A 13,837-nucleotide genomic window follows, 5' to 3' on the forward strand; every position below is an offset into this window, starting at 1 on the left:
TTCGATGGCCTCTCATCGTTTGTGGACGGGAATTATAGGAGAAGTATGCTTAGAAGAAGCTTAACTATTTGAGGAATTCAAAAAGAATTCGCAAATTTGTTAATTTGCTTCTATTATCCATCCTCCACCGATGAGTTTATCCCCTTCATAAAAGACTGCTGCTTGCCCTACCGCAACACCAAATACACCCTCTGCTAGTGTTACATACGCTTTATCGTCTTCTATCTTTACATTACAATCTACTGCTTTAGTTCTGTATCTTAACTTAACAGTTGATTTAAACTCTTTTTCGTCATTAAAAAAGTTCAGGTTATTTAATATCACTTTATTACATGCAAGCTCTTCACGCTTTCCTACTACTATCTGGTTTTTCTCAGGAATAATTTTAGTTACAAAGTGTGGTTCATGCGCACCGTTAACTGTAAAGCCTCTACGCTTACCTATAGTGTAATGCATATATCCTTTATGCTCACCAACTACATTACCTTGATTGTCAACAACCTCACCAGGCTGATCTACTTCAACAAAGTTTTTAAGCACATCTGTATAAGTTGTTTCAACAAAACATATTTCACTTGATTCAGCTTGTGATGCAAATGACTCCAATCCTTTAATAGAAGCAGCCAATTCTTTAATATCACTTTTTTTTCTTTCCCCAAGAGGAAACTTTAATCTTGGTAAGATCTCTTTATTTATATAGAAAAGAAAGTAGCTTTGATCTTTCGTATCATCATCAGCAGCATATAAATATTCACCGTCTGTCTTAATATAGTGTCCAGTAGCAACGTAATCTGCTCCTATCTCATCGGCAAAATCAACCATTGCACCAAATTTAAGGTTTCTATTACATAATGCACAAGGATTTGGAGTTTTACCTTCAGCATAGGTATCTATAAAAGGTTGGAATACTTTTTCTTTAAATGTATCTTGTAGATCTAATACATGGAGTTTTACACCGACAAAGTCTGCCGCTTTTTGAGCACGTGCTAAGTGGATTTCATGATAACCGGGTTTTGAGTGGAGTTTCATATATACTCCTTCAACTTCATAACCCTCTTCTTTTAATAACAGTGTTGTAATAGTGGAGTCAACACCTCCACTCATACCAACTAAAACTTTTTTCATTATTTATACCTTAACTCTATATAGTCACAATTTTGTAATTATAACGAATTAAAATAATGGGGAGTTTATTCTTTTAATTTATTAAGTCTTTCTTTTTTACTACCTATAGATGTAATCTGCACACCAAAGTTACCGTCAACAATAACAACTTCCCCTTCAGCAATTACATGATTGTCAACTAAAATCTCTAAGGGATCGTTTGCTAACTGATTAAGTTCAATAACAGAACCTATATCCATATTTAGAACATCTTTTAGTAACATTCTTTTTTTACCGATTCTTACTTTCACCGGTAGTTTAACATCTAGGATCAATCCTATATTGTTTATTTCATCATCAGATAGTTTCACTTTTGTCTCATTACAAGGTGTAGGAGTAGATGTAGATGGTGTTGCACTAATAGAAGTACCGTCTAAGTCTTCTAGCTCCATCGGTAATTCTTCTTCATCAGAACCATATAGTTTTGAATTAAGCTTATCATCTATTATAAACATCAATAATGAGTTTAAAGAATCTAAACTAAGTTTGTAAACATACATTTTACTAAACTGCTCAAGACTAACATCTTCACTCTCACCGATAAGTTCAATATTATCTACACTAAAAGATAAAACAGGGAGTTCTTTTTGTGCAGAGAGTGTATTCCCTATTGCACCAAAAATATTAGATACTATCTCTTTTGCAGCATCCATATCGTCGTCTGTTACATCTTCTCTGTCACTGGCCTCTTCACCCATCATCATATCTGAGAGTGATGCTGCCAAGTTTGGAGGAAGAGCGATCATAGCATCAGCATCAACATCCCCGCTGATTTTTAACTTCACAAGGACTATCGGTGGTACAATGTTTGAGATAATACTAAGCTCTTGTTCCTCTTTTAATTCAATAGACGGTGCTACACCAACTAGTGCTTCTATGGTACCAACTGTTTCATTTTCAAATAGTTTTATAAAATCACTCATCTATTCCCCCTTTTTCATTTTCATCATTTTGCATACTTTCATATTCATCTTCATTTTCATGAATAATATCTCTTACACCTGAAATTTTGTCGTGTCTTTGTCTTTCAAGATTTTCTAGTGCAAATTTCACTTCATCTTTTTCTGTTTCAATAATCTCTAATACGTTAATAGATTTTCTAAATCTTCGAAGCCCTATCTCTCCGCGAAATCTGTCTTTTCCATCTACAGACACAGTCACTACATCATCTGCAGGACTTGATAGTCTTAAAACATCTCCAACTTTAAGTTCAAGAATCTCAGACATAGAAAGATCTGCTTCTCCTAAATTAGCTTCAACATTAACCTTAGCACCACCCAGAAGTACTTTTAATTCCGTATTTCTTGATTTTTTAGAACTGGTTTCATTAAGCATTAAATCACGAGATGCAAGTTTCGGTAAAACAGGTTCTAAAGAGATAACAGGATAACATATATTCATCATACCTGAACTATGCCCGATAATGATCTCCATTACAACCATTACGACAATCTCATTTTGGGCAACGATCTGAACAACGTTGGGACTTGATTCTTTTGACTCAATTGTAGGATATACATCCATTACTGGTCCCCAAGCCTCTTTTAACGTCGCCATCATTACACGTAAAATTGTCTCAAATAAAGAGAGTTCTATATCTGAAAACTCTCTTGTAGAATCAAAAGGCTCACCCTTCCCGCCTAAAAGTCTATCTAACATTGGAAAAGCGATCGAAGGATTTATCTCTATAACACCGCTTCCCTCTAAAGGCTTCATCGAAAAAACATTGAAACTCGTAGGATTAGGCAATGACATTAAGAACTCACCGTATGTCATTTGATCGACTGAATGAAGCTGAATCTCTACGATACTTCTCATAATAGAAGAGATCTGTGATGCCAAACTTCTTGCCATCTTATCGTGAACGCCGCGAAATGCACGTAACTGCTCTTTTGAGACCCTATTTGGACGTTTGAAGTCATAAAGTGTAACTTGACGTTGCGGGATTAAATTTTCTTCACCCGACTCAAGGACATCATCCCCTTCATCTTCTACAACGTCTAATAGTGCGTCAATCTCTTCTTGGGAAAGTATATCTGCCATACTACGCTCCTATACTCTCTTTAATTTTTTGTAAAACAGATTTATGGATTTGAGAAATTCTTGATTCTGTTATATCTAAGATTTCACTTATCTCTTTAAGTGTTAATTCTTCGAAATAATAAAGCTGTATGATCATCTGTTCTCTCTCTTTGTAGTTACAGAGCACATTTTTGATCACATCAATAAGTTCCTCTTTTTCAATCTGTGCAAGTGCTGCACCTTCATCACCAACTTGAAGTTGATCATGAAGAGGCATTACTGTATAAATATTTGAAGCTACTCGTGCTTCATGGATTTTCTCTACATCTTCCTCTAGAATTGTAGCGAGTTCTTCATCTGTCGGTTCTTCGTCGTGTGTAAGTCTATACTCTTCAACAGCATGGTCAATCGCTTTTACAAGTTTTCTGTTTGATCGACTTAAAACATCCAAACTTCTTAGATAATCAAGCATTGCACCGTATACTCTTTTTTTAGCATATCCCCAGAAGTTATCATTCAAACTGTCATCATACCTACGAGCAAGTTTAATCAACTCTTCAGTACCTATAGCTGCCAGATCGGAGAAGTCTATTGAACTCGGGAGTCTCTCTTTTAAACGAAATGCCATCGCTTTTACAGCCGGGAGGTATTGAATTGCCAGTTCATCTTCTTTATGTTTTAAATCTTGAACATAAGCATTGTGCATCATAATTTTTGCCCTGCTATATCTTCTGAGTTCATCTTCACGGCATAGTCAGTTAACCTGCATGCAGAATCAATAAGTTTTTCACGCTTGTTGATCTCTTTTACAAAGATATCTAACTCTTTTTCGTGATCATCTTTTGGAAAATTGTAAGCCTTAATACTTATCGTTTTATAATAAAGTGCAATAATTATATGTGAAAACAGATAAAAAAAGGTAGTGATAAAGAAAGTATAAGTTAATAACCCTGCTGCATCAAAAGATTTTAATATACCAAAAATAATACCTACAAAAAAACCTTGAACAGTAAAAAAATATACAAAATTTTCACCTAACATCACTACTCCACACTTTTTTTTTAAAAGTGATCCATTAAACGTTTAAAGAGACCACTTAAACCACTTTCAGTCGATTTTACCAGCATATTTCGTTCCAGCTTTGAAATAATCTTTTGAACAATCAACTCTAGATCTTTTGTAGCCTGAGAAGATGGATATAACAACGAGAATAACCCTCTTTGTTTCACGGCAGATGAAACTTTTATATCACTATTGATTTTACCGAGTAGCTGTAGATTTAAATTTCCACCAATATTGACACTGGCAACCTTTTTAATCTTCTCAAAAACTCCAACCGCTTCTTTTTCGCTCTTCACCTGATTCATGATCATATTAACATCATCTCTAAGCGTTGCAATTGTCTTAATGGTAGCATAGGCATCCGTAATAGCTGCCGGATCAGGAACTGTTACAACAATTACATCATCTGCTGCATTTAAAAACATCTGAATATGTTCCCCTATTCCAGCACCCGTATCGATAATCATTACATCAAGTTTGTCTAATATTTGTGCCTCTTCCATAAAACGCTTAAAAAGCGCACTGTCTGAATATTTTAAGATCTCATCACCGCTTTCACCCGGAATTAAAATCAGGTTTCGTGTAATGGGTATTAAAATATCAGAAACACTTGCTTCACCTTTTAAAACATGTAAGATATTTTTTTTAATCTTAACATTGAACATCACATCAAGATTTGCCAGACCAAGATCTGCATCAAATATACCGACATTCAAACCTTTTTGAGACAAAGTGTATGCAAGGTTTGAGCTGATCGTACTTTTACCCACTCCGCCTTTACCGCTTGTTACGGCAATAAAGCGTGTTTTTTTAGATTTTCTAGCAGCGTTTGATGAAACCAACTCTTCTAATTTCTCAGCTTGATGTCCCATCATGCTTTACTCCTATTAAATCCATGTAATAAACACTCAACTAAAAAGTCACTTGAAGCTGTTACAAGGTCTTCAGGAACCTCTTGCCCAACAGAAAAGTAACTTATAGGTTTTTTCGTTTCATATGCTAAAGAAAATATATTTCCAAAGCCTCTTGTTTCATCTAATTTTGTAAACATTAGTGTATCAACACCAAGTGATGAAAAATTATCATATGTCACTTTTAGATCTTCATACTTAATACTACTAGGCATTACAAGCACTACATCAACTTCATAATGTGTCTTATTTGCATTTAAACACTCATAAATTTTCTCTATTTTCCCTTTATCGTAAGGGCTAGATCCCATAGTATCGATCAAGATACAATCACAATATTTCAGTGAATCCAATGCTGAAGAAAACTCCGGAGGATCTACAACCGTTTCAATACCGAGTTTCATCATTCTTGCGTATTGCATCAGTTGCTCAACGGCACCGATTCTATATGTATCTAAAACAACTAAGCCCACTTTATATTTTTTCTCTAATAAAAAAGAGTAGCGTGCAGCCAGTTTTGCGATCGATGTAGTTTTACCGACACCGGTAGGTCCCACTAACATCATCACCTTTTTAGTTCCGATTGAAGGCATAGACTCCATTCGAATCGGAACCATTTTACGTAAAATAGTTTGAAAATAGCGTTTTACCGTTGCAGAGTTCTCTCTCATTTTTAAAGGCATATGCTCTAAAGTTACCTGCATCAACATATCTAAATGTTCTTTATTCATCCCGCTTTGATTTGCTAAACGGTAAATCTCTGCAAATTCCGGCGGTATACTGCTTGAAAGGTCTGGTGATTTTTCATCCCAAAACATATTCTGAATAATTTTGACTTTATCGGTAAGTTTGTTGATCTCCGATTTTATCTCTTTTAGCTCTAAAGGTTCAACGGTTGGTATTTGTACAGTTGCTTTTTTATCATAACCACTAAAAGGATCTGTTACTTGTGATATTTTAGAAATTTGCTCAGCAGCACTTGAGATATCAAAAAGGACATCTTTAGACTCCTCTTTTAGCGGCTGTTGCGAGCTTAAAGGTTTTTTAGGCTTGTGGTAACTCGGCATTACCATATCATCATCAACCCCGATAACTATCTCATAAAGTCCATCACGACCTAAAGCTTTTTTTCTCAGTTCACGGGTCTCGATCAGCATACCTTCATCACCAATCTCCATCTTTGCCTTTTTCAATGCTTCTGATGGTGATTTTCCAGTAAATGTCAGCATTTTCATATATTTGCACCTATCAATGGGATCACTACACTCTCTCTTTTATACCAATGTGGATGTGGTATTTGTAAATCTTTTGTATTTATATTTCGATTGTCAAAAAAAATTATATCCAAATCTAACGTCCTTGGTGCATTTGGGAAGCTTCTTTTTCTTCCAAATCGTTTCTCAACTCGCAACAAATAACGTAAAAACTCTTTTGGTTGCATTGAAGTTTTAAACACCATTATTGCGTTTAAAAAATCATCCTGATTCTCATACCCAAAAGGAGGATTTTTTAAAATCAATGAAGTTTTAAAGAGTTCAACCCTTTTATCTCTGCTAAATGCGATATAAAGATGTTCAAACCTGCGTTTAACATCACCTACATTACCGCCAATGCCCACAACAGCTTCATATCTATGTGATGTTCTTATCTTTTTAAAAAGGGGAAAACGCAAGCTATGAAAAGAGAGTAGCTGTTCATTTATCTTGCGTTTTAAGTACATATATTATGCTTGTTGTTGAGCTTGTTGGTGTGCAGCTTGAGCCGCTTGAATCTCATTCATAATTTGTAACATTCCCATCATTGCTAAATGGTAACCAAACGGACCAAAACCAACAACAGATGATGCACATACAGGTGCGATCATATTTTTCTGACGGAAATCTTCACGTCTGTAGATATTTGAGATATGTACCTCGATCGTAGGGATATTCACTGCAGAGATTGCATCACGAATTGCGATCGATGTGTGTGTATATGCTGCAGCGTTGATAATAATACCGTGCGCTTCACCGTAACACTCTTGAATTTTATCTACGATCTCACCCTCTAAATTGCTTTGAAAAAACTCAATTTCAACACCGTTTTGTGTTGCTACTTCTTTCATTTGAGCATGGATCTGTTCTAGTTTCATCGGCCCGTAAATCTGTTGTTCACGTACACCTAACATATTTAGATTTGGACCTTGAATAACTACTATTTTCATTTCTAACCTTCACTATTATATTTAAAGATTTATTCTAGCGAAAAAAAGATTAAAAAAATCACAACATGTTAAAATTTAGTTTCAACTAAGTTCTCACAATCTTTGATCATGTCGTAAAGATCCATCTCTCGTCCTGAGATAGTAGCAACAATTTTCCCCTGTTTATCTAAAAACAAGAACTGCTCCGATTCATGATAGTTTTCATTCATATATGTAGAGAAAATCACATACTCGGCATCCTCGATATTTCTCACATTTTCATTTACATAATTATATTTTTCAGAACCCTTATTTAGCTGCTTTATAGTTAAAACTTCATTTTGCAGGCTGTTTTTTAAAACATCTTCCAACTCTGTTAATTCAGCCTCGAGGTTCTCATACTTCAAATGACACTTAATCATAGCGCTTCCCTTTTGTAGTTGTTTAATAAAAAGTGTATAATTCTACTTAAATCTATATATAAAGTACAAATAATATGAATATTATATCACCAAATTACATTTTAACACCTAATAAATTGCTTAAAAACGTTGCAATAGCATATAATAAAAAAATTCAAAAAATAGCACCTTTAGAAGAATTAAAAAAGCAGTTTCCGGATGCGAAAGTAACACAACTTGCAAAAAATTCTCTCATTATGCCTGGACTTATCAACAGCCATGTACATATAGAGTTTTCAGCAAATAAAACACAATTGAGTTACGGTGATTTCATTAACTGGCTTTATAGTGTTATAGAAAACCGTGATGATCTAATAAACGGTTGTGAGCAGGAGTGTATGCAAAAAGCGATCGATGCCATGCTTGATCGAGGGATCACGACATTTGGTGCTATCAGCTCCCATGCGATGGACCTGGAAGCGTGTGCCAATGCAAAACAAAACGTTGTGTTTTTCAATGAACTTATCGGTTCCCAAGCTGCAATGGCTGATGCTCTTTTTGGTGACTTTTTAGCAAGACTGGATGCAAGTAAAAGTGTAAAAAGAGACGGTTTCATCCCTGCAGTTGCAGTCCACTCGCCATATTCAGTACACCCTATTCTTATCAAAAAAGCCTTAGAGATCGTAAAAAATGAGGAACTTAAACTTACGGCTCATTTCATGGAGAGTGAAGCTGAACGTAACTGGCTTGATGAAAGTAAAGGCGACTTCAGTGAATTTTTTCAAAAGTTTCTCAAACAAGAGCATAATGTGAGTGATTCTAAAGAGTTTTTAGAACATTTCAATCAAATACCCACACTCCTTACCCATGTTGTAAAATCTAATGAGCAAGAGCTTCAAACTATAAAAGATGCAAAACATACGATTATCCACTGCCCAATCTCAAACAGATTGCTCGGTAACGGTATACTCAACATCAAAGAGTTAGATGAGCACGGTATTCCATGGGTAATAGCTACTGACGGTCTAAGTTCAAACTATAAACTCGATCTTTTTGAAGAGATGAAGATCTCTTTATTTAGTCATGGTGATGCACCTTTAGTAGCGTTTGCCGAAAGTTTGTTAAATGCTGCAACTAAANCGATCTTTTTGAAGAGATGAAGATCTCTTTATTTAGTCATGGTGATGCACCTTTAGTAGCGTTTGCCGAAAGTTTGTTAAATGCTGCAACTAAAAATGCTGCTGATGCTCTGGGATTAAATACGGGAGAGATAATAGAGGGGAAAAATGCCGATATGATCGTAATTGATCTAGAGAGTGAACCAAATGAAGAGCTTGCGGTTCATCTCATACTACACCATTACAACATATCTAAAGTGTTTATCAATGGTAAACTTGAAAAAGGGGAGATATAATGGAGTTTTTAAAAAAGGTTTTTTTACCTATAACTATGCCTATAAAATTTATTCAGGAGCACTTTAAAGCAAGTGTTTTTGTATTAATACTGTTTTTATTGTTTGCACCGACTAATAACAATCAGGTGTTTAACAATAATCTACAAAAAATCAACCTCGTTGGACCTATCTTTGATGCAACTGAAGTTGTTGAAAAAATAGATCAAGCTACAGAAAATAACACAATCAAAGGTATATTGCTTTGTGTAGATTCACCCGGTGGTGCAGTTTCCCCCTCTATTGAAATTGCTTATGCAATAAAACGCGCAAGTGCAAAAAAACCTGTAGTTGTTTATGCAAAAGGAACAATTGCAAGCGGCAGTTACTACGCAAGTATCTGGGCCGATAAAATCATTTCAAATCCAGGAAGCATGGTTGGAAGTATTGGTGTAATTATGCAAGGTGCAGATGTGAGTGAGTTGATGGATAAAATCGGCATAAAATCACAAGTAGTAAAAGCTGGAAAATATAAACAAGTGGGTACATCAGACAGAGCTTGGACAGATTATGAGATAAATGAGCTCAATAAAGTGATACAAGACACTTACGATATGTTTTCTCAAGATGTAGCTGATGCCAGAGGACTTAAGATCGCAAAACGTGACATCTATGCCAATGCACATATATTTACCGCATCTCAAGCTAAAGAGGTTGGACTTATAGATGCACTTGGTGTTGAGACAGATGCCAAAAATGAGCTTGTAAGACTCAGCGGTGTTAAAGAACCACTATGGAATAAAGAGGACAAGTTTGAAAAGCTTATGAAAAAACTTTCAGCTTCAGCAGCAGTTACACTCTATACGTACTTTCCTGAGATTACCCTAAAATAAGGGTATCTCACACTTTTAAATCTCTCTCTTTTGTAAAACTTTCGCAGATATAACCACTTCATCACTTTGTGCTTCAAATATTTCATCAGGCTCTAAAGAGTTTAAGTCGATAACTTTATGTTCTTTTGATATCTGAGCAAACCCTTTTTTACGTTTGAGTTTCGGATGGTTTGATTCCAACATCCTTTCTAGATTTCGTACCTGTTCTTTAAAAGAGTTTATACGATTATCAATTGCTTGTGGATATCTCTCTTGAAGATTTTTCAGCTCTAAAGAGAACTTTTGGAATTTGTAACTCATAGTTTGATTAAAACTCTCTTGCAAAGCTTTAATACTCTCTTTGTGTTGTAATAACTTTCTGTCAACAGAGTGTTGTGCAAACGATTTTTGGAGATGTTGCAGTTCCTGAGTTTTATTAAAAAGTTTTTGAGATATTGTTTGTGTGAACTGATCTGAGAGTGAATCTATATATTGGTAAAGTTCATTATTATCGGGTAATATAATCTCCATCGCAGCACTCGGCGTTGCCGCACGAACATCGGCTACAAAATCTGAGATGAGATAATCTATCTCATGTCCAACTGCAGATACAATAGGTGTAGTCGCCTTAAATATAGCATCTGCTACAATCTCTTCATTAAACGCCCACAGATCTTCTATGCTTCCCCCACCGCGTCCAACTACAATAACATCATACCCTACAAGGTCAGCTTGCTTAATCGCATTAGAGATAGCAAATGCTGCACCCTCACCTTGAACAAGTACGTCATAAACATCTAGAGATATATTTCTATAGCGTTTATTTGCTACTCTAAGCATATCTTGAAGTGCTGCGCCAGTTGCAGAGGTAATTAGTGCTATCTTTGACGGAAACTTCGGAAGTTGTTTTTTTAATTGCGGATCGAAATACCCCTGGTTTGAGAGTTTTTGTTTCAACTGCTCATAGGCCAATGCTAAGGCACCCTGCCCTGAAGGCTCAATCATAAAACAGTTAATCTGGTAAGAACCTCGCGGTTTGTATACGGATATTGCTCCGTCAACTAAAACTTTCAGTCCCTCTTCTAATCGAAACTTCAGTTTTGTAGCGTTGCCTCGAAACATTACACAGCTTATGCTAGAATCTTTATCTTTTAGTGTAAAGTATATATGTCCGGAGTTGTGAAAAGTGATGCGTGAGAGCTCCCCTTCAACAAAAACTCTTTCAAAACTACTCTCAAGTAATGTTTTGATCTGTTCGTTTAATGCAGATACGCTAAGAGTATTCATGGACAGAAACTATTTTTTTCTCGCAATGAAGAGTGTAGAGATATCCATAGAGAAACTTTGTGTATAAAGCATCTCAAAGCCGGCTTTCTCAAGTTCTGCCTGCATCCCCTCAATCGTTACAAAGTTCTCAATAGAATCTGGAAGATAAGTGTACGCTTCTAGGTTTTTAGAGATAGCACCGCCTACGTAAGGTAAAATCTTATGCATATAAAAATCTCTGATTTTGTCTTTTAAAGTTTTTTTCTCTTGTTTCATAAACTCTAAGATCACAACAAGACCACCTTGTTTAAGTACTCTGTTAAATTCATAAAAGGCTTCTTGACGCTCAACAACATTACGGATACCGTAAGTGATACTTACAATGTCTGCATTAGCATCTTCTAAAGGTATCTCTGTTGCTTTAGAGATGTGGTAATTAAACTCAGGAAATTTTTTACGTGCTACGTCAACCATTCCGTTTGATGGATCAACACCTACGATCTCATCGATCTTGATATCTGCTTTTGATGCCTGTTTTTGCCAATGACCCATCATATCACCTGTTCCACAGGCAACATCGATAATTCTATCTATCTCTTTTTTCCCGAGATAATCATATGCCAAATCACAAGCTTTTTTTCTCCAAGCGATATCTACACCCATGCTCATAACACGATTAGCAGTATCGTAAGTTGATGCAATATCATCAAACATTGAAACAATTTTTTCTTGTTTTTCCATTAGTCTATTTACCCCTTCTTTTCATCCACATAATTATATCTTCGCCCGCTTTATCTGCATTTAAAATCTCTAACTCGTCATCAATATTTTCAAATACTCTTTTACCGCCTATTTTTGGTGCCAAATAACACAAGTAAAGGTCTACAAACTCTTTTGTTAAACTGTAAAGAGTATCACCGCCCTCAATCATAATATTTTTATACTCTTTGATCAATTCAAAATTATCCGCTATAAAAACTTTTCTGTTTTCTACACCAAAAAGAGGGATCGTTTGATCAAACTCTTTTTCCCTGGAGATAATTAAAACATCGGGTGCTTTTCCATTGACCAAACGTGCATCAAGCGTCGGTTTGTCAACTCTTACTGTATTGCCGCCGATAATCATTAGATCACATCGATCACGCATCGCATGAACCTGCTTTTTTGATTCTTGTGAAGAGATCGAACCCTGATCGAAAGTTCCGTTTAACCTTTGTGCCCATTTAAAAAATACAAATCTTCCCTCAATATACTTTTTAAATGGCAGGAGTAAGTCACTACTCTCTTTTTCTAAAACCTGTGTCTCAACTTCCACATTATGCTTCTGCAGTATCTCATTGCCTTGTGCAGCTTCTTCATTGAAGTCATTTGCACCGACATATACTTTTTTTACACCCAAGCTACTTAGTAAATTCGCACAAGATGGAGTTTTACCGATATGTGAGCATGGTTCAAGAGTTGTATAAACACTACACTCTTTAAAAAGGTTATTATGATTTTTAATTAAAAATGTGTGAATATCTTGTGAAGCAGAGAGTTCTAATATTTCTTGATTATTTGTCAGTTTGTAGTAAGCTTTTTGCAGAGCATTTACTTCAGCGTGTGGCTCACCCGCTTTGTGGTGTGCTTCAACAGCCAAAATCTCGCCATATTTTCCAACAACACAGCAACCGACTGCCGGATTTGGATAAGTAAGAACTTGATATTTCCAAGCCTCTTGCAAGGCAAGGTTCATATAAAACTTATGATCTATTTCCATTCAAAATAAGTTTTAGCTTTTCTAATGTCGTTAAACTCTAGCTCTGTAGTTCCATCTTCATTTTCAAATGTAAGCTTAGAACCATCAACATTTACGAGTTTTGCTTTTATTTTCTCATTTTCCATTGTCGTAAAAGCAATATTTTCGTTTAGAGACTTTGCAAAATGCTCAAGAGTTGTCAGTTTTCTCTCTAAACCTGGAGAACCTACTTCAAGTCTATACTCACCTGAAACCGGAGGTGTTACATCTAAAAGTGGAGAGATTAAATGTGTCAGGTCAACACATTCATCCATCGTTACACCTTTTCTTTTACCATCTTCAAATTCAGGAGAGATGACAGCAACTCTATAGATAGTTTCACCAAATTCAGACACAACTGAAGTATCATACAGTTCTAGGCCAACAGATTTTACTAAAGATTCTATATCATTTTGTAAGCTCATTACTCTTCCTCTTTTGTATCTTTTGCTATTTTTTTAAATAACTCTTCGATTGTTTGTGTTTTTTTAAGGTGTTCATCAAACTCAAAAGCAAGTTTCGGTGATTTAAACCAACCTTGATCTTTCATACAATAATCTTCAATAATTGGTCTTGCTTTTTTGAGTTGTTTTAATAAAAGTTTTTTTTCTGCTTCATTGAAGTATGAAGGGTCTACATATACTTTCGCATCACTTCTACCGCGTGAACATTTAACAGCTGTTACGCTTAACTCATGTAAACGCCCATCGTTAAGTTGTGAAAGTGCTTCTGGAATCAGTTCCTCAAGAACCGATTCTGTACGTTTAAGTTTGATCTGTGCTTCAGTCAT

The 13,837-nt window shown here is 35.5% G+C and carries 18 protein-coding genes; 3 read left to right on the plus strand and 15 right to left on the minus strand.

Going from position 1 to position 13,837, the window contains the following annotated elements:
• Positions 1 to 99: 99 nt before the first annotated feature.
• From mnmA to QWY88_RS11215, 10 genes are all read right to left on the minus strand, one after another.
• On the minus strand, positions 100 to 1,125 hold the full coding sequence (mnmA, locus tag QWY88_RS11170) for a tRNA 2-thiouridine(34) synthase MnmA (RefSeq protein WP_304546480.1): 1,026 nt from the start codon (positions 1,123 to 1,125) through the stop codon (positions 100 to 102).
• Between the two features lie 65 nt (positions 1,126 to 1,190).
• Complete coding sequence (fliY, locus tag QWY88_RS11175) at positions 1,191 to 2,087, minus strand: flagellar motor switch protein FliY (protein WP_304546481.1); 897 nt, start codon at positions 2,085 to 2,087, stop codon at positions 1,191 to 1,193.
• Complete coding sequence (gene fliM / locus QWY88_RS11180; RefSeq protein WP_304546482.1) at positions 2,080 to 3,207, minus strand: flagellar motor switch protein FliM; 1,128 nt, start codon at positions 3,205 to 3,207, stop codon at positions 2,080 to 2,082. The genes fliY and fliM overlap by 8 nt, the downstream gene beginning before the upstream one ends.
• Position 3,208: 1 nt before the next feature.
• Entirely contained in the window at positions 3,209 to 3,892 is a 684-nt protein-coding gene (locus QWY88_RS11185) for an RNA polymerase sigma factor FliA (protein WP_304546528.1), read from the minus strand.
• Positions 3,892 to 4,227 (minus strand): hypothetical protein, encoded by a 336-nt coding sequence (locus tag QWY88_RS11190; protein ID WP_304546483.1) that lies wholly within the window; start codon positions 4,225 to 4,227, stop codon positions 3,892 to 3,894. Before QWY88_RS11190 ends, QWY88_RS11185 begins: the two co-directional genes overlap by 1 nt.
• A 20-nt stretch (positions 4,228 to 4,247) precedes the next feature.
• Positions 4,248 to 5,123 carry a MinD/ParA family protein gene (locus QWY88_RS11195; protein WP_304546484.1) on the minus strand — a complete coding sequence of 292 codons (876 nt, stop codon included), beginning with the start codon at positions 5,121 to 5,123 and terminating at the stop codon, positions 4,248 to 4,250.
• A complete protein-coding gene (gene flhF / locus QWY88_RS11200) occupies positions 5,120 to 6,394 on the minus strand; it encodes a flagellar biosynthesis GTPase FlhF (RefSeq protein WP_304546485.1) in 1,275 nt (424 codons plus the stop codon). Before flhF ends, QWY88_RS11195 begins: the two co-directional genes overlap by 4 nt.
• A complete protein-coding gene (folK, locus tag QWY88_RS11205) occupies positions 6,391 to 6,879 on the minus strand; it encodes a 2-amino-4-hydroxy-6-hydroxymethyldihydropteridine diphosphokinase (RefSeq protein ID WP_304546486.1) in 489 nt (162 codons plus the stop codon). The genes flhF and folK overlap by 4 nt, the downstream gene beginning before the upstream one ends.
• 3 nt (positions 6,880 to 6,882) lie before the next feature.
• On the minus strand, positions 6,883 to 7,362 hold the full coding sequence (gene aroQ / locus QWY88_RS11210) for a type II 3-dehydroquinate dehydratase (RefSeq protein ID WP_304546487.1): 480 nt from the start codon (positions 7,360 to 7,362) through the stop codon (positions 6,883 to 6,885).
• A gap of 68 nt (positions 7,363 to 7,430) precedes the next feature.
• Positions 7,431 to 7,763, minus strand: a complete 333-nt coding sequence (locus tag QWY88_RS11215; protein ID WP_304546488.1) for a hypothetical protein — start codon at positions 7,761 to 7,763, stop codon at positions 7,431 to 7,433.
• 74 nt (positions 7,764 to 7,837) lie between these two features.
• Between QWY88_RS11215 and mqnF the strand changes: the two genes are divergently transcribed.
• Genes mqnF through sppA form a run of 3 tightly spaced genes read left to right on the plus strand, consistent with a single transcriptional unit; the run spans position 7,838 to position 10,025 of the window.
• Positions 7,838 to 8,902 (plus strand): aminofutalosine deaminase family hydrolase, encoded by a 1,065-nt coding sequence (gene mqnF / locus QWY88_RS11220; RefSeq protein ID WP_304546490.1) that lies wholly within the window; start codon positions 7,838 to 7,840, stop codon positions 8,900 to 8,902.
• Entirely contained in the window at positions 8,899 to 9,156 is a 258-nt protein-coding gene (locus QWY88_RS11225) for an amidohydrolase family protein (protein WP_304546491.1), read from the plus strand. Before mqnF ends, QWY88_RS11225 begins: the two co-directional genes overlap by 4 nt.
• Positions 9,156 to 10,025 (plus strand): signal peptide peptidase SppA, encoded by an 870-nt coding sequence (gene sppA, locus QWY88_RS11230; protein WP_304546492.1) that lies wholly within the window; start codon positions 9,156 to 9,158, stop codon positions 10,023 to 10,025. The genes QWY88_RS11225 and sppA overlap by 1 nt, the downstream gene beginning before the upstream one ends.
• Before the next feature lie 15 nt (positions 10,026 to 10,040).
• Here the strand turns inward: sppA and xseA are convergent, their stop codons facing one another.
• From xseA to rbfA, 5 genes are read right to left on the minus strand one after another with little or no spacing between them, the layout of a single operon-like run.
• The gene (gene xseA, locus QWY88_RS11235; protein ID WP_304546493.1) at positions 10,041 to 11,291 is read right to left on the minus strand and encodes an exodeoxyribonuclease VII large subunit; all 1,251 of its coding nucleotides are present in this window, start codon (positions 11,289 to 11,291) and stop codon (positions 10,041 to 10,043) included.
• A 9-nt stretch (positions 11,292 to 11,300) separates the two neighbouring features.
• Positions 11,301 to 12,011 (minus strand): bifunctional demethylmenaquinone methyltransferase/2-methoxy-6-polyprenyl-1,4-benzoquinol methylase UbiE, encoded by a 711-nt coding sequence (ubiE, locus tag QWY88_RS11240; protein WP_304546494.1) that lies wholly within the window; start codon positions 12,009 to 12,011, stop codon positions 11,301 to 11,303.
• A 4-nt stretch (positions 12,012 to 12,015) separates the two neighbouring features.
• Positions 12,016 to 13,029 carry a bifunctional diaminohydroxyphosphoribosylaminopyrimidine deaminase/5-amino-6-(5-phosphoribosylamino)uracil reductase RibD gene (ribD, locus tag QWY88_RS11245; protein ID WP_304546495.1) on the minus strand — a complete coding sequence of 338 codons (1,014 nt, stop codon included), beginning with the start codon at positions 13,027 to 13,029 and terminating at the stop codon, positions 12,016 to 12,018.
• The gene (locus tag QWY88_RS11250) at positions 13,020 to 13,472 is read right to left on the minus strand and encodes an LSm family protein (RefSeq protein ID WP_304546496.1); all 453 of its coding nucleotides are present in this window, start codon (positions 13,470 to 13,472) and stop codon (positions 13,020 to 13,022) included. The genes ribD and QWY88_RS11250 overlap by 10 nt, the downstream gene beginning before the upstream one ends.
• Positions 13,472 to 13,837 carry a 30S ribosome-binding factor RbfA gene (gene rbfA / locus QWY88_RS11255; RefSeq protein WP_304546497.1) on the minus strand — a complete coding sequence of 122 codons (366 nt, stop codon included), beginning with the start codon at positions 13,835 to 13,837 and terminating at the stop codon, positions 13,472 to 13,474. Before rbfA ends, QWY88_RS11250 begins: the two co-directional genes overlap by 1 nt.

The sequence above is a fragment of the Sulfurimonas sp. hsl 1-7 genome (assembly GCF_030577135.1).
Lineage (GTDB): Bacteria > Campylobacterota > Campylobacteria > Campylobacterales > Sulfurimonadaceae > Sulfurimonas > Sulfurimonas microaerophilus.